Annotated in this window: 17 protein-coding genes and 1 pseudogene; 12 read left to right on the forward strand and 6 right to left on the reverse strand. The window is 68.8% G+C overall.

Annotated features, from left to right (window positions below):
* Positions 1–263 precede the first annotated feature (263 nt).
* Positions 264–992, reverse strand: a complete 729-nt coding sequence (locus tag ACIOKD_RS35150; protein WP_402092097.1) for an IclR family transcriptional regulator — start codon at positions 990–992, stop codon at positions 264–266.
* Positions 993–1,174: 182 nt separating this feature from the next.
* Here ACIOKD_RS35150 and mhpD point away from each other — a divergent pair, with 182 nt between their 5' ends.
* Genes mhpD through dmpG form a run of 3 tightly spaced genes read left to right on the forward strand, consistent with a single transcriptional unit; the run spans position 1,175 to position 3,938 of the window.
* Positions 1,175–1,990 carry a 2-keto-4-pentenoate hydratase gene (gene mhpD, locus ACIOKD_RS35155; protein WP_402092003.1) on the forward strand — a complete coding sequence of 272 codons (816 nt, stop codon included), beginning with the start codon at positions 1,175–1,177 and terminating at the stop codon, positions 1,988–1,990.
* Positions 1,987–2,925, forward strand: coding sequence for an acetaldehyde dehydrogenase (acetylating) (locus tag ACIOKD_RS35160; protein ID WP_402092005.1), 939 nt, complete (start codon positions 1,987–1,989; stop codon positions 2,923–2,925). Before mhpD ends, ACIOKD_RS35160 begins: the two co-directional genes overlap by 4 nt.
* On the forward strand, positions 2,922–3,938 hold the full coding sequence (dmpG, locus tag ACIOKD_RS35165; protein ID WP_402092006.1) for a 4-hydroxy-2-oxovalerate aldolase: 1,017 nt from the start codon (positions 2,922–2,924) through the stop codon (positions 3,936–3,938). The genes ACIOKD_RS35160 and dmpG overlap by 4 nt, the downstream gene beginning before the upstream one ends.
* Positions 3,939–4,617: 679 nt before the next feature.
* On the opposite strand, the gene ACIOKD_RS35170 is transcribed toward dmpG, so the two are convergent.
* The 5 genes from ACIOKD_RS35170 to ACIOKD_RS35190 all read right to left on the reverse strand — a co-directional run bounded on the left by ACIOKD_RS35170 (position 4,618) and on the right by ACIOKD_RS35190 (position 8,631).
* A complete protein-coding gene (locus ACIOKD_RS35170; RefSeq protein WP_402092008.1) occupies positions 4,618–5,013 on the reverse strand; it encodes a hypothetical protein in 396 nt (131 codons plus the stop codon).
* A gap of 219 nt (positions 5,014–5,232) precedes the next feature.
* Complete coding sequence (locus ACIOKD_RS35175) at positions 5,233–6,168, reverse strand: 2,3-dihydroxyphenylpropionate 1,2-dioxygenase (RefSeq protein ID WP_402092009.1); 936 nt, start codon at positions 6,166–6,168, stop codon at positions 5,233–5,235.
* Positions 6,168–7,160, reverse strand: a complete 993-nt coding sequence (locus ACIOKD_RS35180; protein WP_402092011.1) for an alpha/beta fold hydrolase — start codon at positions 7,158–7,160, stop codon at positions 6,168–6,170. Before ACIOKD_RS35180 ends, ACIOKD_RS35175 begins: the two co-directional genes overlap by 1 nt.
* A gap of 44 nt (positions 7,161–7,204) precedes the next feature.
* A complete protein-coding gene (locus ACIOKD_RS35185) occupies positions 7,205–7,765 on the reverse strand; it encodes a cupin domain-containing protein (protein ID WP_402092012.1) in 561 nt (186 codons plus the stop codon).
* Between the two features lie 47 nt (positions 7,766–7,812).
* Positions 7,813–8,631, reverse strand: a complete 819-nt coding sequence (locus tag ACIOKD_RS35190) for an SDR family oxidoreductase (protein ID WP_402092013.1) — start codon at positions 8,629–8,631, stop codon at positions 7,813–7,815.
* A 41-nt stretch (positions 8,632–8,672) separates the two neighbouring features.
* Between ACIOKD_RS35190 and ACIOKD_RS35195 the strand changes: the two are divergent.
* The 9 genes and pseudogenes from ACIOKD_RS35195 to ACIOKD_RS35235 all read left to right on the forward strand — a co-directional run.
* Positions 8,673–8,813 (forward strand): annotated as a pseudogene (locus ACIOKD_RS35195) (helix-turn-helix domain-containing protein); the annotation flags it as partial.
* Between the two features lie 251 nt (positions 8,814–9,064).
* The gene (locus ACIOKD_RS35200; RefSeq protein ID WP_402092014.1) at positions 9,065–9,481 is read left to right on the forward strand and encodes an IclR family transcriptional regulator; all 417 of its coding nucleotides are present in this window, start codon (positions 9,065–9,067) and stop codon (positions 9,479–9,481) included.
* Between the two features lie 101 nt (positions 9,482–9,582).
* The gene (locus tag ACIOKD_RS35205) at positions 9,583–11,157 is read left to right on the forward strand and encodes a flavin-containing monooxygenase (RefSeq protein ID WP_402092015.1); all 1,575 of its coding nucleotides are present in this window, start codon (positions 9,583–9,585) and stop codon (positions 11,155–11,157) included.
* Between the two features lie 20 nt (positions 11,158–11,177).
* A complete protein-coding gene (locus tag ACIOKD_RS35210; RefSeq protein ID WP_402092016.1) occupies positions 11,178–11,642 on the forward strand; it encodes a cupin domain-containing protein in 465 nt (154 codons plus the stop codon).
* A gap of 7 nt (positions 11,643–11,649) precedes the next feature.
* A complete protein-coding gene (locus ACIOKD_RS35215) occupies positions 11,650–12,036 on the forward strand; it encodes a nuclear transport factor 2 family protein (protein WP_402092017.1) in 387 nt (128 codons plus the stop codon).
* Between the two features lie 546 nt (positions 12,037–12,582).
* Positions 12,583–13,425 carry a MerR family transcriptional regulator gene (locus tag ACIOKD_RS35220; protein WP_402092018.1) on the forward strand — a complete coding sequence of 281 codons (843 nt, stop codon included), beginning with the start codon at positions 12,583–12,585 and terminating at the stop codon, positions 13,423–13,425.
* Positions 13,426–14,800: 1,375 nt separating this feature from the next.
* A complete protein-coding gene (locus ACIOKD_RS35225; RefSeq protein WP_402092019.1) occupies positions 14,801–15,079 on the forward strand; it encodes a DUF6158 family protein in 279 nt (92 codons plus the stop codon).
* 928 nt (positions 15,080–16,007) lie between these two features.
* Positions 16,008–16,814: an alpha/beta hydrolase gene (locus tag ACIOKD_RS35230; RefSeq protein WP_402092020.1), complete on the forward strand. Its 807-nt coding sequence runs from the start codon at positions 16,008–16,010 to the stop codon at positions 16,812–16,814.
* A gap of 257 nt (positions 16,815–17,071) precedes the next feature.
* The gene (locus ACIOKD_RS35235) at positions 17,072–17,404 is read left to right on the forward strand and encodes a hypothetical protein (RefSeq protein ID WP_402092021.1); all 333 of its coding nucleotides are present in this window, start codon (positions 17,072–17,074) and stop codon (positions 17,402–17,404) included.
* Positions 17,405–17,531: the final 127 nt, after the last annotated feature.

The raw sequence follows: 17,531 nt of genomic DNA on the forward strand, positions 1-17,531 counted from the left end.
TCCCGGCGACCACCGGCAATCGCATCGTGTTCACGGACTTCGGCGTAACGGAGGGGACCGTGTCTTGCACCGCGAAGGCACTGCTCGGCAGGGCTCCGGGCGAGCCCGTGCGCCTGCTGATGAACAGTGCGGAGGGCCTGAGCATGCGATCGGTCGGCACGACGGCGGACTCGATTCGCGCGGGCTGCACCGGCCAAGTGCTCGCCCTCCGGCCCGCCTCATGGCCCGCCCGGTTCTTGGAAGGCAGAGAACCCCGAGCCCTCTCACCCGGTCCCGCCGGAGCGCAGTACCCGTGACAGGCCGAGGGCCGCCGTCCGTACAGCAGGTGCCAGCTGGGCCGGGCGGAAGCGAGCCAGCGGCACGGCGACGGACAGCGCGGCCACCGCCGTCGGCCCGTCGAACACCGGTGAGGCGATGCAGCTGACCCCGAGGGCCGCCTCCTGCTCCTCGTAGGCGAGCCCGGACACCTGGATCTGCTCGATCGCGGTGCGCAGCCGTGCCGGATCGGTGACCGAGTGAGGGGTCAGCCGAGGCAGTGGCCCGCCCAGCACCTCCTCGGTCAGACCGGATCCGGAGAACGCCAGCAGCGCCTTCCCGACTCCCGTGCACGTCAACGGCAGCCGGCCACCGATCCGGGAGGGCAGTGCCAGCGTCTGATGACCGTGGATCCGCTCCACGTAGACCACATCCCGGCCCTCCCGCACCCCGAGGTGCACCGTCTCGTGCGTGGCCTCGAAGAGGTCCTGGAGAAAGGGCAGCGCCGTCTCCCGCAGGTCGTGCCGACGTGGCACCAGCGATCCCAGCTCGAAGAGCTTGCCGCCGAGCCGGTAGGTGTCCGCGTCGCGGTCGAGCAGCCCCAGGCGCACCAGGTCGGCGCACAGCCGGAACGCGGTCGCCTTGGCCAGTCCCGTACGGGCGGTGATTTCCGTCAGACGGAACGCCCCGCCGTCGGGCCGGTAGCAATCCAGGATCGTCGCGGCCTTGTCGAGCATGTTCCCGTGGGTGCTGTTCCGTGTCATGGAACACATTTTGCCGGGTCTCCGCCCGTACTCCTATACCTGTCCTGTACCGGCACGCTTGCCGTTGCCGCCTGTCACCGACGCGTCTCCCCGTCCCGGAGGTACCCCCGCATGTCCCATCCGCACCGCCGCCCCACCTCGCCCGGCAGTCCCGCATGAGCGCTCACGAGTCCGTTTCCGCCGACGCCGCGACGAAGGTGGCCGCCGTCCTCGCCGAGGCCGCTCGCACGGGAGTGCCGTGTCCGCCGGTGCGCCCTCTCCTTCCCGAGCAGGACGTCGAGGCCGCCTACGCGGTGCAGCGGCTGTACGTCGACCGTGCTGCCGCCGAGGGCCGGCGGCTGGTCGGCCGCAAGATCGGCCTGACCTCACCCGCAGTCCAGAAGCAGCTCGGAGTCGACCAGCCGGACTTCGGGGCGCTCTTCGCCGACATGGCGGTACCGGAAGGGCAGCCGATCGCACCCGGCCGGCTGCTCCAGCCGAAGGTCGAGGCCGAGGTCGCCCTGGTGCTGGCCACGGACCTGCCGCACCGGGATGCCACCGTCGCGGACCTGCTGCGGGCCACGGCCTTCGCGCTGCCCGCGCTGGAGATCGTCGACAGCCGTATCGCCGACTGGGACATCACCATCGTGGACACCGTCGCCGACAACGCCTCCTGCGGTCTGTACGTCCTCGGCGGCACCCCCGTCCCCCTGGACCGCGTCGATCTACGCGCTGTGACGATGACTCTGACCAGGAACGCCGAGAGCGTCTCGCAGGGCACCGGCGCCGACTGCCTGGGCAGCCCGCTCACCGCGGCCCTCTGGCTGGCGTCCACCCTCGCCGGACTCGGTGACCCGCTGCGCGCCGGTGACATCGTCCTGACCGGCGCACTCGGTCCGATGGCGGTCGCCGCCGAGGGTGACAAGTTCACCGCGCACATCGAAGGGCTCGGCACGGTCACGACCAGCTTCGCGGAAGGAGCGGCAGCATGACCATGAAGGTAGCCGTCATCGGATCGGGCAACATCGGTACCGACCTGATGATCAAAATACTGCGGCTCTCGAAGTCACTGGAGATCACCGCGATGGCGGGCATCGACCCGGACTCGGACGGTCTGGCCCGCGCCCGCCGCCTGAAGGTCGCCACCACCCACGAGGGCGTCGACGGCCTGGTAAAGCTGGACGAGTTCACGGACGTGTCGATGGTCTTCGACGCCACCTCCGCCGGCGCCCACCGCCGCCACGACGAGGTGCTGCGCGCCCTCGGCCGCACGGTCGTCGACCTCACCCCGGCCGCGCTCGGCCCCTACGTCGTCCCGCCGGTCAACGGGGACGCCCACCTGGACGCGCGCAACGTCAACATGGTCACCTGCGGCGGACAGGCCACCATCCCGGTCGTGGCCGCTGTCACCGCCGTGACCCCCGTCCACTACGGCGAGATCGTCGCCTCCATCTCGTCCCGCTCGGCCGGTCCGGGCACCCGCGCGAACATCGACGAGTTCACCGAGACCACCTCCTCGGCCATCGCGAAGGTCGGCGGCGCGGCCCGCGGCAAGGCGATCATCGTCCTCAACCCCGCCGAACCCCCGCTGATCATGCGGGACACCGTGCACTGCCTGGTCGGCGACTGCGACGACGCGGCCGTGACCACCTCCGTGGAAGCGATGATCGCCCGCGTGCAGACCTACGTGCCCGGCTACCGCCTCAAGCAGAAGGTGCAGTTCGAGCGGGTCGCGCCCGACGACCCGCTGCGCGCCCTCGCCCCCGGCAGGGCCGGCGCCGTCAAGGTGTCCGTCTTCCTCGAAGTGGAGGGCGCCGCTCACTATCTGCCCGCCTATGCCGGCAACCTCGACATCATGACCTCGGCCGCCCTGCGCACCGCCGAGCGCATGGCCGCACACCGCGCCACGGAGGTGGCATCCCGATGACCCCCCTCTACGTCCAGGACGTGACCCTGCGGGACGGCATGCACGCCGTCCGCCACCGGTACACCGTCGAGCAGGCCCGCACCATCGCCGGCACGCTCGATGCCGCAGGGGTGGCCGCGATCGAGATCGCCCACGGCGACGGCCTGTCCGGCTCCAGCATCACCTACGGCGTCGGCGCCCACACCGACTGGGAGTGGATCGAAGCTGTCGTGGGCGCCGTCACGCGGGCGATTCCCACCACACTGCTGCTGCCCGGCATCGGCACCCTGCACGACCTGAAGCAGGCCCACTCCCTCGGCATCCGCTCGGTGCGCGTCGCCACGCACTGCACCGAGGCCGACATCTCCGCCCAGCACATCGCCGCAGCCCGCGGGATGGGCATGGACGTGGCCGGGTTCCTGATGATGTCCCACATGGCCGAGCCCGCCGAACTCGCCCAGCAGGCCAAACTGATGGAGTCCTATGGCGCCCACGCGGTGTACGTCACCGACTCCGGGGGCCGGCTCACCATGGACGGCGTCCGTGACCGCGTCCGCGCCTACCGCCATATCCTCGACCCGGCCACCGGTATCGGCATCCACGCCCACCACAACCTAGGCCTGGGCGTGGCCAACTCGGTAGTCGCCGTCGAGAACGGCGTCACCCGCGTCGACGCCTCCCTCGCAGGCCAGGGCGCCGGCGCGGGCAACTGCCCCCTGGAGGCGTTCGTCGCGGTCGCCGACCTGATGGGCTGGGACCACGGCTGCGACCTGTTCCCGCTCATGGACGCCGCCGACGACGTCGTACGCCCTCTCCAGGACCGCGAGGTCCGGGTCGACCGCGAGACCCTCACCCTCGGATACGCCGGCGTGTACTCCAGCTTTCTGCGCCACGCCGAGGCGGCGTCCCGTCGCTACGGCGTCGACACCCGGGCCATCCTCGTGGAGGTCGGTCGGCGGGGCATGGTCGGGGGGCAGGAGGACATGATCACCGACATCGCCCTGGACCTGGCAGCGGACCGTACCACCGCCTGATTTCCGAGCACACCGGTGCGTTCTCAGCCTTCCGGGGGGCGGGCCAAACTGCATGTGTGCCCGCATCGCATGTGACTCACATGTGACCGGGAGTGGGAAGCGGCGACCATCCGGACCAGGAGTGAGGGCCGGGCGGTCGCCGTGGGCTCGGTCGCAGCAGTTGACGGCCCCGGTACCGTCGCTGGAAACACCGCTCGGCGCCCCACTGGTCATGCCTCCCATGCCGGTCATCTCCAGCTGGTTCCGGCCCACCCGTGAAGATCGCCGACAGGCCGCCGCGTACTACCGTGCCCGTGAGTTCCCCGAGTTCCCCAGGACGTCGTGGAGACCATCGCCCGCGCCGGCCTCATGGGTCCCAAGGTTCCGGCACGGTGGGCTGTGCGATGACGCCGGAGCACATCGCAGCCGCGAATGTCACGTCGGCACTGACCCTTGAGGTGCACGTCCTGGCCTCGGAACGGTACGGCGGGTTCGCCGACGCATGCGTGGCCAGTGTCTTTGCCGTCGACGACGAGCTGCCTGCACATCGCGGACGGGGTCCTCCTCACCGGCCGGCCTGCGAAGTCGTCCAGGTCACCCCGATCGACAACCAGCTATGGAGGTGGGGGTCGGCAGTCATGACCACGACTGCCAACCCCCTACAGGTCCCGCAGCGATCGGTGACGCTGTTGGACCGTTTCTACGGGAGGTTGACACCCGCGGTGTACGTACCGGCGCTGTCGGCGGTGACCTGCACCTGATAACCGCTGACCGGTCCCACGTAGGAGAGCGTCTTGTCGGACCCACCGGTCGGCGCGGTAGCGACAGTCTCCTGGCCGCCCGGGACGAGTCGTACCAGCTTCAGGCCGTAGTCGGTACCGTCCGGACCGTCGAGGCACACGTCGATCGTGCCTGTCTGCAGGGATATGAGGTATCGCCAGGGCAGTGACGTTTCGCCGGCCGCCGCTGGGCGGGTCTGGACGTACTCGTATCCGGAGCAGTCGGACGTCGATGCGGCAGCCGGCTGTGTGAGAGCAACCGGTCCGGCCAGGATTCCTGCGGTCATGGCCATGGCCATGATGGGGCGCTTCTTCATTTCGTGCCTCCATACTCTGAGATCATTTTCGGATTCCGCGCATACGTGGTGCCGTCGATGTGGCTGAGCGTGAGGGCGCGCCGAACGTCGGCGGGGAGGAAGCCTGCGCTTCGCTTTCGCGACGGTGGCGTTCCTCGCGCCTGCTCCCAACGGGCCCGTACCGCGAACGAGTCACTCCATGAATGGAAACGTGACCGGAAACGTGACTGGAAACCGGGATCAGTCCACGGGGAACGTCGTGCCGATCCCCATACCTGTGATCCACTCCGGCACCGGCTCGTAGCTGGTCCACTGCAGCGGTTGTCCCACCGCCACCTGCCCGATCAGCCAGCACCGCACTTCGTGCCCACCTCTGCCCGCCTGTTCCTCCAGTCCGTCGTCGTCCAGCGCGGCGACGGACTGCGCGTCGGCTGCGGAGAGGCGGTCGAGGAACCATGTGTCCCAGGTCTTGTTGACCCGTGCGTCCGGATTTCCTCCCAAGGCGCGTACGCGTGGCTCGCGAGCCACGGCGAAGGCCCGGACATCGGCCCGGCCATGGATCAGAGCCGTACGGCGCTCGCCCACCACTTCGACGTCGCGGGGGTCGTTGGTGGGCAGCCAATGGGACAACCCACCGCTGGCCGCGACCAGCACCCTGCCGGGATATTCCGCGTCTCGCAGTGCCGCCCCCAAAGCGTGGCCCAGGGCCACACAACGGTCCAGCGACGGCAGGGGAGGACCGGCGGTGTTGACGACCAGCGGCACCAGCGGCACGGCGACAGCACCTGTGATCATCTCGTAGGTCTGCACAATGCCGTGGTCGACGGTGAGGGAGTACGACAGGGACAGATCGAAGCCGGCCCCGGTGAGGCTCGTGTGGGCGGACCAGGCGAGGTCGCGCGCGACGGGGAGTGGCCCGGGGGTACCGCCGTAGTCTCCGAAACCGGTGACTTCCTCGACACCCAGCATGAACGGGGGCATCACGTCGTAGAAGTTGGCGTGGAAGTGATCGGGGCCGATGACGACGACGGCGTCGGGTGCGAGACGGTCGACCGCGAGGCGCACCCGCTCCGCGTCGGTGAGGAACCGCGCACCGGGGCCATCGGCGCGGTTCGGGGGCAGCAGACTCGCGAACGGGCTGTGGGACATTCCCACGAAGCCGATGACCTCGGCCATCAGGATTGCTTCCTTCCCAGACCTTCGGGGCTTTCGGAGCTTTCGGGGCTCTTCGGGCTTCCGCGGCGGAGCCAGTCGCGGTGGGCGGTGAGGAATTGCTCCGGCTTCTCCCACTGCGGCCAGTGGCCCGCGTCGTCAATGACGTGCAGGTGGGCATCGGGCAGCCAGTCCAGAAGCATGTGCGCCTCGTCCAGGCCCCCGGTCGGGTCATGGCTGGTCCAGAGCAGCAGCGTGGGCGCGGTCACCCGGGACACCCACGCGGAATCCCAGGCGAACCGGCGCCGCACCTCAGGATCCTGGAGGACCAAGGTATTGGCGACGGCGTCGATGTACCCGGGCCGTGAGTAGATCTGTCGGCGCAGATTGACCAGTTCGTCGGTGACCATCTCCTTGTGGTGAAAGAGGAACTCCACCCTGCGACGGACCGTGGAGTCGCTCGGATCGCGTACAGCCGCCAAGGTGCTGTCCCGCAACCGGGCCATCACTTCGGGTTTGTTGGCGATGTTCCCGGGAGTGTTCAGCACCAGCCGTGCTATCCGCTCGGGATGGTGTGCAGCGAACCACGCCGCCACCCATCCGCCCAGCGACTCCCCGGACAGGTGAGCCCTTTCGATTTCGAGGACGTCCAGGAGAGAGACCAGATGCTCGGTGAGCACGTCGATGGTGTACGGCAGGTCCGGCAGGTCCGACCAGCCGTGGCCCACCATGTCATAGGCGGTGACGTGGAAGTCCTGGGCCAGCCCCGCGATGTCACGGGCGTATGCCTCCAGGTGGCCTCCGGTGCCGTGCAGCAGCACCAACTCGGGGCCGGCGCCCGCCTGGAGAACGCGGGTGCGCACCGACCGGCCGGACAGCCGGACGTCGACGTGTCGCACAGTGTGGTCCAGGGCAGCCAGTTCAGCCCACACGCTGATGTGTTCGGGGATGGCGGATCCGGTGACAGGTGCGGTCGCCGGAGGCTCTGTCCGGCCTGCGGTGTCGATGCCTTCCATGGCGTTCAGGGCTCCTCACGGGGGTCGGATCGGGGCATGCGCGGTCAACGCCGCTGCTCGAAGCGGGCACGGGCCTCGGCGAGAGTGACGAGTCCCGCGCTCTCCCTGCGGGCCAGGCCGAACAGGGCGAGCAGCCGGGAGTTCTCGATCGTGAGGAACTCGACCGGGTGCTCGGCGGAATCGTTGAAGTGGCGGTGCCACGCCCACGGAGGGGTGTAGATGAAGGAGCCGGAGCGCCAGGTGATGGAGTCGGCTTCCGCGTCCGTTCCCCCGTGCGCGGAGTCGCGGTGGCTCCCCGCCGAGCTGTCGGCCCGCTCGATCTCGCTGTGTCCTTCGCCTGCGATCACGAAGTGCACGGTCTCGTGGTAGTGCCGTTGCATGTCCGAGCTTTCGTTGGGCGGGATGACCTGGCGGAAGAGCTCGAAGGTGGAGGTGGGCAGCTTGCCCGCGACCCGCAGCTCTGTGGGGTTGGGCACGGTCCCGGGCGGAATGGTCTCCAGGTCCTCGTCATGCACCACCAGCGGTCGCGCACCGCCAGGGCGTACGACAGGAGTGAGGGCGGCCAGGAAGTCACCCAACACGAAACCGGGGCCTGAAGTGCTCATCGGGTGTCGTCCTCTCATGGTGCCAAGTCTGGGCTGATGCGGGGAATCTATCCGGGGACCTCGGTACGGCCGCCATCCACGGTGAGGACCGTCCCGTTGACGTAACCGGCTTCCGTAGAGGCCAGGAACGCGACCGCCGCGCCGATCTCGGCGGGGTGCGCGGCCCGTTGGGCAGGGATGTCGGCCTGGTCCTGCCGCATGACGGTGGTCAGGTCGAGGCCGGCCGCGTCGGCACGGCTCTGCAGCACCTCCAGGCGGCGGGGGGTGAGGGTGGCGCCGGGAGCGACACAGTTGACAGTGACGCCCCTGTGCGCGTACTCCCGGGAAGCCAGTTTGACCGCGGCCGTGACCGCCGGCCGCAGCACGCTGGAGGAGGCGAGCTGCGGCTGGGGCTGGCGCACCGCCGTCGAGGTGAGTACCACCACTCGCCCGAAGCCACGCCGGGCCATCGCGGGGAGAGCGGCCCGCATCAGTGCCAGAGGAGCCAGGAGCAGCAGGTCGACATCGTGCTTCCACTGCGGCTCGGCGATTTCGAGAACGCTTCCCGGCGCCGGACCGCCCGAGGAGACGACAAGGATGTCGAGTGTGCCGTGCCGACGCTGGACCTCGGCGACGGCCTCGGCCGCGGTGCCGGAGTCCGCCAGGTCGCACACGAGGTGGTCGACGTCGTCACCCAGGGCAGCGGCGGTGTGGGCGAGCGTTTCGGCGGTGCGGCCGAGGAGCACGACACGGTGTCCGGCGGCGCGCAGTGCGGCCGCGGCAGCCGCACCGATGCCTCCGGCTCCGCCGCCCACCAGTGCGGTGCGGGGAACGTGTGCCTCGGCGGCAGCAGGGGAAGTGTCCGCAGGGGACTGGCTGGGGTTCATGGTTCGTCCTACATTCGTGCCATGAACAAGGCAGGCCAAGCATGAGTCCCGCTGCGCGGGACGCCCCCTTCGGTGCGGTGGACACGGCGAGCGGTGCTCTGGAGCGGGCCGCGGCACTGCTCGACGCTTTCGACAGCACCCATCGAGAGCTGGGGCTGGCGGAACTGGTGCGCCGCTCGGGACTGCCCCGCTCGACGGTTCACCGCACCGCCGCACGCATGATCGAACTCGGCTGGCTGGACAAGCCGAACGAGCGCTACCGGGTCGGCAACCGTCTGTTCGAGCTGTCGGGACTGGTGCCGGTACGGCATGAACTGCGCGAGGCGGTTCTGCCGTTCCTCCACGATCTGTTCACGGCGGTTCGCACCACTGTGCAGTTGGGCACGCTGGACGGCAGCCAGGTGCTGGTGGTGGAGAAGATCAGAGGCTGCCGATGCTCTCCGGAGTGGGCGGCACCATCCCGGCGCACTGTTCCGGCCTGGGGCGAGCGATCCTGGCCTGGTCGGACGTCTCGGCGTTCGACGCCGTCGTGTCAGAAGGGCTGCGACAGCGTACTCCGCGCACGATCACCAGCCCGGATGCGCTGCGACGGGAACTGGACGCCATTCCCGGGCGAGGGCTGGCGTTCGACGAAGAGGAGGGCAATCCGGGAGTCAACTGCATCGCCGCACCGATCTTCGACGGCCGGGGGAATGTGGTGGCAGCGCTGTCCGTCACCGGCCACACTGCGACTGTGCGCCCGCACCACATGGGCCCCGCGGTGCGGATGGCCGCGGCAGCGGCAAGCCGTGCGTACTCCAGCCGGCGCTGGGAGGTGTCCCGTCGGCTCGGCGGACTCCGGTCCCAGTGAGTGGGACGGCGCTCTTGGAACGCCGACCGTCCGGGTCCCACGATGGGCTCCGCGCTGGACGACGGCGTCCAGATGTTGCGCGGGATCAGGGAGGACCACCCATGCGCGTCGCCATCATCGGGGCCGGTGTAGCAGGTCTGACCACTGCGAAGGTACTTCTGGCAGCGGGGCACGAGATCGAGGTGTTCGACAGGACACACGACGTCGGCGGTGTGTGGAGCCGCTCGCGTCGTTATCCCGGCGTCACCACGCAGAGCCCCAAGACCCAGTACGAGTTCTCCGACTTTCCCATGCCGAAGGACTACCCGGAGTGGCCCACAGGTGCGCAGGTACAGCAGTATGTGCAGTCCTACGCCGCTGAGTTCGGGCTCGTTCCGCACCTTCGGCTGGGAACCTCCGTCGTGTCGGTGGCGCCGTCGGGACCCGGATGGACGGTAACCACCTGTCCGGCCGGCGAAGCGGCCGAAAAGGTGCCGGGCACAACGGCCTACTACGACCGCGTGGTGGTGGCGAACGGGGTGTTCTGTGAACCGTCGATCCCCGTCTTCCCGGGACGCGAGGACTTCGAGGCTGCCGGCGGACAGGTGACCGCGGGCTCGGACTTCCACGACGAGGAAGACGCTCGCGACCGCCACGCTCTGGTCGTGGGCTACGGGAAGTCGGCGTGTGACGTCACCGTGCCCATCAGCCGCGTGGCCCGTTCCACTGATGTCATCGCCCGCCAACTGCTGTGGAAGATTCCCCGCCGGATCGCCGGTCTCCTCAACTTCAAGATGCTGATGCTGACCCGGATGGGAGAAGCACTGTTCCGCTATCGCCGGCTGCGAGGCGTCGAGAAGTTCCTGCACGGCCCGGGCGACAGACTGCGACGGGGACTGCTGAACGCCCTGGGGAGGGTTGCGGTGCGCCAGCACCGTCTCGCCCGGCACGGTCTGGTTCCCCGGGGAAGTATGGAGGAGATCGTCAAGGGCGCGATCGGCCTGGTCACCGAGGGCTTCTTCGAAGCGGTCGCCGACGGTGCGATCCGAGTGCGGCGGGACACGACCATCGCCTGGCTGGGGGCAGCCGACGGACGACCGGTAGCCGGCTTGAGTGACGGCACCGTCCTCCCAGCCGACCTGATCGTCTGCGCGACAGGCTTCACCCAGGGCGTCCCCTTCCTCGACGAGGCGGTGCTGGAGCGGATCTTCGACGAGCGCGGCACCTTCATGCTGTACCGGCAGATTCAGCCGATCGACGTGCCCGGCCTCTACTTCAATGGCTACAACTCGTCGTTCTTCAGCCCTCTCAACGCCGAACTGGCAGCACTGTGGATCGCCGCCGATCTCGCGGGCGCTCTGGACCTCCCCATGACATCGGCCAGACGCGCCGACGTCATCGCGCAGATCGCCTTCATGGACGAGGCGACCGACATGCACCACTGCCGGGGTACCAAGATCATTCCTTTCTCGATGCATCACGCCGATGAGGTACTGGCCGACCTGGGCCTTCAGATCGGCCGGTTCACCCGGGCCGTGCACTGGCTGAATCCGGTGAACCCCGCCGCATACCGAGGAGTCACGCCGGAACTGCTGAAGCGACTCTCCGCACACACAGCCCCGTTGCGGGCCGCAGAATCGCCCACGACGGCCAGTCACGAAGACGGGACGCCGACTCACATCCAGGCACCCCGTTGAGAACGCGAAGAGGAGTCTCCATGGACACGAACACCCCGTTCGAGCGGAAACACCACGCGGTCCGCTCCGGTGAGGGAACCGACGTCGGCGCGATCGGGCTGGGCATCTTCACCCGGTTGACCGGGGCTGACACCAAGGGGGCCTACTCGCTGTTCGAGTACGTGGTCCCTCCCCTTCTCGGAGGACCGCCGACGCACATCCACAGCCGTGAGGACGAACTGTTCATCTGCGCCCAGGGACGGGTCGCGATCGAGCTGGACGGCGAGGAGTACGTTCTCGACCAGGGCGACTCGCTGCTCATGCCGCGGGGCGTGCCGCACATGTTCCACAATCCCTTCACTGAGGAGGCCCGCATCGTCGCCGTGGTCTCGCCGCCGGGTCTGGAGAAGTACTACCAGGAGCTCAGCGAGCTCCCTCCCGGCCCCAGGGACATGCGCCTGGTCGCCCAGGTGATGGAACGCCACGGCCTGTCACTGAGGAAATGAGCGGCTGATGACCACCGAGATCCACGACGCGGCCTCGGACCGGGTGCGCATGGTGCACGCCATGTGCGCCGCCGTCGACGCGGGCGAGGCGGAGTCGTTCGGCTCCTGGTTCGCCGAGGACGCGACCTACACGTTCGCCAACAACGAGACACTGGTCGGCCGGGACGCCGTCGTGGCGGCGACCGTCGAGGTCGCGGACGCCCTTCCATGGGTACGGCACGTCGTCGACCAAGTAGCGGAGGTGGAAGACCAGTTGTTCTGTCGATTCACGATCAGGACCGCTGCCCCCGACGGTACGGACCTTGCCCTGCCGTGTGTGACCGTGATCTGGATGGAAGGGGACCTGGTCCGCGACTACCGGGTCCACATGGACGTCGCACCCGCCTTTCCCTGAGCGCGATGGCCCGACCGGTGACCTTCAGGCGTTGCTGGAGGTCACCGGTAGGGCCCGGAACCACACGGGAACGGAACTCGCGAACCGTGCGGCGTAAATCGCCACACCGACGAATCCTGCCGGTCATCTCCCGCAAGGGCTCCCCGAACATCAAGGGCCTGGGCACGCTCCGCGTTCGCCTTGCCCTCGGATCGGTCATCTTGTCGCTGTCCTTCTCCGGTCGCCACCCGTCATGTCGGCCAGGCGCCGGTCGCGGCCCAGGGCGGCGATAGATGATCCCGTCGTTCAGGACAGTCCACTTGAAGGCCCGAAATCCAGGACAGTCCCCGGAGCAACAGACCCCGCACCGATGTCAGAGCACGAGATCGAGCAGGCCTACCGCGACCGCTTCGCCCGTGTCGGCCGGGCAGAGTGTCGGCGGCCAGTTGGAGATCCGTCTCGGCGGCAGCCAGGGCCTGGCTCCGGTGGAACCTGGATGGTGCTGTTGCACCTGACGTAGCGGCATGTGGTGTGGTCGAGGCACCACAGCACGAAAGGCTCTGTCTGATGTACCCCTCCAGCACGCCTCCCCGCCGGGTCAAGATCGGTGATGCGGCCGCGTTCGCCGGGACCACCCCACGTGCCATCCGCCACTACCACGAGATCGGCCTGCTGCCGGAGCCGGAGCGAGGCGGAGACGGTCGACGCCGCTACGGCTACGACGACATGATCCGCCTGCTGTGGATCCGCAGGATGGCAAAGGTCGGCATCAGCCTGGACGATATGCGGGCCGCCTTCGGCGAAGCCCGGAACATCGAGGAGATCCTGAGCAGCCTGGAGGAAACCTTGGCGGCGCGGGAGGCCGAGATCAGACGTCAGCGCGCGGCTGTCCAGCGCCTGCAGGTGGTGGGCAGCCCGCTGGGGCTGCTCGCCGAACTGGTCACGGACCGGCTGAGCCACCTGCCCCCGGGCGCGCTGCGCCCCTCCGACCTGGATGCCCTGCTGGTCACGGAACGGATCTTCAGCCCACTTGGCGCCGCCATCCAAGCCAGCGTGTTCATCGTGCTGGCCACCCACCCCGACCTGAGGGCCGAAAACGACCGCCTCGACGCGGCCGAGGCCGCCCTCGACGACGGCGTCGATCCCCACGACCCACGCGTCGAAGAACTCGCCGTACAGCGATGCGCCCAACAAATGGCCCTGGATCAGGCCATCGAGGCAGCTGGGCTTGATGCGGCCGAGGAGAAGCTCTTGGAGATCTACGACGCCGACCTCAAAGGGGAGGAGGACACAGAGATGAGCGTTGTCGTAGCGATCACCAAAATGCCCTACGACTTCTCTCCCGCCCGGATGCGCTGTATAGAACTCACGGCACAACTTCTCGCCGACGCCCAGTCCGCAGACGACTGATCGCCTGTGCCTGGCACCGATGTGGCCCGACAGTCGGTCGCGTCCATCCGCATACGACTGGTCGCATCAGACGTCGAGCCCGGGCCGTAACCAAGAGCGACATCGCAGCTGGCCGTACGTGGGGATTCCGAACTGGCCGCTGACAGCAGAAAAAGAAATCCAGCGCCACATCGACTTCAGCACTCAGACCTCCACAACCAGCCGCGCACGCTTCCGCGCCCTCGGCATGGTTCTCGCGGTCTCCCGGCGGCAGCGGCCCCTGCCACGCGGTGCCTACACGATAAGGCGGGATGAGGCACGGCAGGTACTGGAGGCTGCCAAGACGCGAGCCCGTGTTCTGCACGCGAGAGAGTCGGTGCCAGCACCCCTGGTCGGAAATGGTCGGAATGGGACCGGACAGCCGGCCTGCACGTGGGTGTCGTCGGATGCGGCTCGGTCGGCATGCTCGTCGTCGAAGCCCTGACCCGCACCGGCATCCAGAACCTGAGCAGCCTTGGTCGAGGGGCTGGCATGCCGGAGGCTGGTGTCGGGTGAGGTCTGGGGTGCACAGGTCGGGCAGGGCTTTGAGTAGACGGTCGCCGGGGTGGCCGGACAGGTTGCTGATGGCGTCCGGCAGCGACAGGGGCGCGGGGTGGACGCGATTGGTGTCGTGTCGACGACCTGCAGGCGGGGACCCGACTCCTCGCCGCCGACGCCACAGAACGTGAACGGACCGTGCGCGAGATCAGCCGAGGTTACGGTGACCGTCTGCGCAGACTCGCGGAAGCCGACGACGTCAGTGACGAGGCCCTGCGGGGCTTTGCTGACCTCGTTACTGCGACTTTCGCCGTCCGCGGCAGACAGTTGGTGTACGCGGATCGCCCTTTGCGCAGGTCCCATGCTTGTAGGGGTGTGGTCGGGGTGCTGACATCCCTCTCAGCGCACCCCACGCCCGCCCACCTGGAAGAAGAAGGGGAAAGGCAGGAGACGAAGCGGGGCCGGGTGCGAGGTGCGCGGCCGGGGGATAGGGGCGCTGGCCGGTTGTTCGCGCGCGCTGGTCGGGCCGCGCGCGAGTGGGCCCTGGCCGGGTCTGGCCCCGGCAGGAGCGGCGGCCGGGCGGGGGTCGGTGGCCGGGGGCCGCGGGCCGCGGACGGTCCGCCAAGCGAGCGCTGACGGCCCTTCGCGGATGATCATTCCGGACACGGTGCGCGACAACTTCGGCGGGCCGCTGCGGGGCAGTGGGGCCGGCGGGCCGCCCGGGTCTGCGTCCAGTGCCCGCGCGCCCAGGCCGCCAGGCGCCTGCGGATGTCCGGCCGGGCTGGTCTGGAAGGCGGGAGTCCGGTGATCTCCCGATGCCGTTCGGTGGGAGTGCGTGTAGGGCGGGTACCCGGGGGCTATGAACGAACACGACGAGCGGGACCTGACCACGACCGGAGTCGACGCCGCCCGGCTGGACGACCAGCAGCTCATGAAGGAGCTGCAGACCATCCACCGTACGCGTCACGACACGCTGCTCTACCCGTCGAACGACGCGCTGCGGGCGCACAGCGAGCGCATGGCGCAGCTGGAGGGTGAGTACCTGCGGCGCAACCCGGACCGCCCGGTCGCCGCGGGCCGCACCCGTGAGGGGGCGCGGGAACGCGTGAGCGGGGAGTCGGCGACTCCCCGCTCCTAGGCGAACGCGGCCGGTCAGCGGCGCGCCGGGGCACGCGCCTGGCGCGTAAGCGCGACCAGAAGTAGGACCAGAAGTACGACCGGAGACGCGACCGGAGGTGCGACCAGGAGCGCGACGAGAGACGCGACCGCCACTGGTCGCGGCAGTACCACCGGGGGCGGGCGTGGGAAGTCCTCCCCGGTGAGCGCCATGCGATGCCCTCTCGGGACAGGTCCCGGCAACGCCAGGAGCACCGAGCCGACAGACGCCTCCCTGTGGCTTCTGCCCGCCGAACGAGTCGGGCCGGGGGCGCTCCCGGTGGAGTCGCCCACCAGGACGCGGTCGAGCCGAAAGGCAGACGGACCCTCGGGCCGGGCACTGTTGTGGCACCGGAAGGGGCGCCGTAGGGAAGCAGTCGGCGTCCGGGAAGCCGTCCGGCGACATGGATCTCTTCGTGCACGTGTATTGACGCTGATCAACGGGCGGGCAGACCGTAGCCATTCGTACAGTCCGCCCCGAAAGCTGGGGGCTTGTATGAAGATTAAAGTTTCGCCATTCTCGTGATCGGCTACTAGGTTGCGGGTTGCGGGTTGCGGGTTGCGGGTTGCGGCGGTGACGGTGTGTGAGGTTGGCTGGTCGGCAGAGGTTGGCGGGTGGGCCGACCCAGACGCCAGGCCCTGAACGCATGTGCGCGCGTCCCGGCCTACGGCACCCAATTGCGGACCGCGAAGAGGCATCAGTCCGGGGCAGATCCTGATGGTGCGCCGAGGCTGGCCATGCCTGGCCGTTGCTGTTTCGACCGGGTTGCGGAAACGCGTCAGCCTGTGGGCGTGCCGAAAGGAACAGCGCGCGCAGATTGACGCAATGCTGCGGCAGCCGCGCCCCGAGGGCCCCTCGGTCGGTCGAGGCGATCCGAGCCGGATTCAAGGCTCTGATGGCCCGGTTGATCGTGCCTGACAGCATCCGCACCAGGCAGACAACGCTCGGCAACCGACCCGCACTGCTTGTCGAGCCGGACAACGGGCCGAACGCCGGGACGATCCTGTACTTTCACGGCGGCGGCTGGGTATACGGCTCCCCCGAGAGCGTCCTGTCGCTGACGGGACGCCTCGTTGCCAAGACCGGCCTCGGGGCATACTCGGTGGACTACCGGCTTGCCCCCGAGCACCCGTTCCCGGCCGCGATCGAAGACACACTGAGCGCCTACCGCGCCCTCCTCGACAGGGGTCGGGACCCTTCGACCATCGCGTTCGCCGGTGACTCGGCCGGCGGCGGCCTCACCATCACGACCTGCCTGGCCGCCCGCGACGCGGGCCTGCCGCTGCCCGCCGCCGTCGTGACGTTCTCCCCGGGCCTCGACGCCACCCGCACGGGCGAGAGCATGGACACCAAGGAAGGCATCGACCCGATTCTCACCCGCAAGTCCGTGGAACACACCGGAGCGATGTACCTCGCCGGGCAGGACCCGCGCCAGCCCATGCTCAGCCCAGCCGTCCTCGCCGACCTGACCGGCTTCCCTCCGATGCTCATCCAGGTGGGTACCAACGAGATCATGCTGGACGACTCCACGCGCCTGGCCGCGCGTGCAAGGGCCGCCGGAGTGGACGTCATCCTGGACATCACCGCCGACGTGCCGCACGTGTTCCAGTCGTTCGCCGGTGTTCTCGACGAGGCCGACCAGGCACTGGACCGCGCAGCCCTGTTCCTTACGCAGCACGTCCACATCTCCGACGCAGAGGCCGCGTCAGCCGGGTGAATCTCGGAGCCGTCTGGCCATACAGCAGGCTGGTCGGCTCCGAGCTTCGCAGTGCAAAGACGGCAACACGAGTCGACCGTCCGCAGAAGCGGAACGGGCCGTGGTGGCGGACAAAAACCTCCGTGCCAGGCCAGTTCTTACGGGAGTGGGAAAGGGTGTGCAGTGACGGCGCCGCGGGTGGGCCGGTCCGCACGCGGTGCGGCGGAAGGGGTCATACGCCCGCAGTCGCGGCTCGCTTCGTGCCCCGGGGCGCCGCGGTGACCCTTGCGGTGGACGGCACCTTGTTCCACCGCTACGGAAAGAAGGTCCACGGTGCCAAGTACCAGCACGACGGCTCTGCCAAAGGACGCGACGGCATCGGGCGCGGCAACTGCTTCGTGATCATCGGGATGGTGGTGACCGTGCTGTTCCTGGCCCGTCAAGTCTGCCTGCCCGTCCTGTTCCGCCTGCACATCCAAAAGACCAGCATCTCCAAGACCAAGCATCTCCAAGACCAAGCATTGCCAAGACCAGCATTACTAAGACCGAGCAGGCCAGGACCATGGCCGACCTCTTCGTCCAAGCCCTGCCCGACCGCGTCGTCCACATAGTGGGCGACGCCTGGTACCCGGGGGCCGGCCTGGCGTGACCTGCCCGCTCGGGTCACCTTCACCACCCGCCTGGCCGCCAACGCGGTCCTGTACGGACCCTGGCCGCCACGCACCGGCAAACGCGGAC

Source organism: Streptomyces sp. NPDC087844, from assembly GCF_044742785.1.
Classification (GTDB): domain Bacteria; phylum Actinomycetota; class Actinomycetes; order Streptomycetales; family Streptomycetaceae; genus Streptomyces.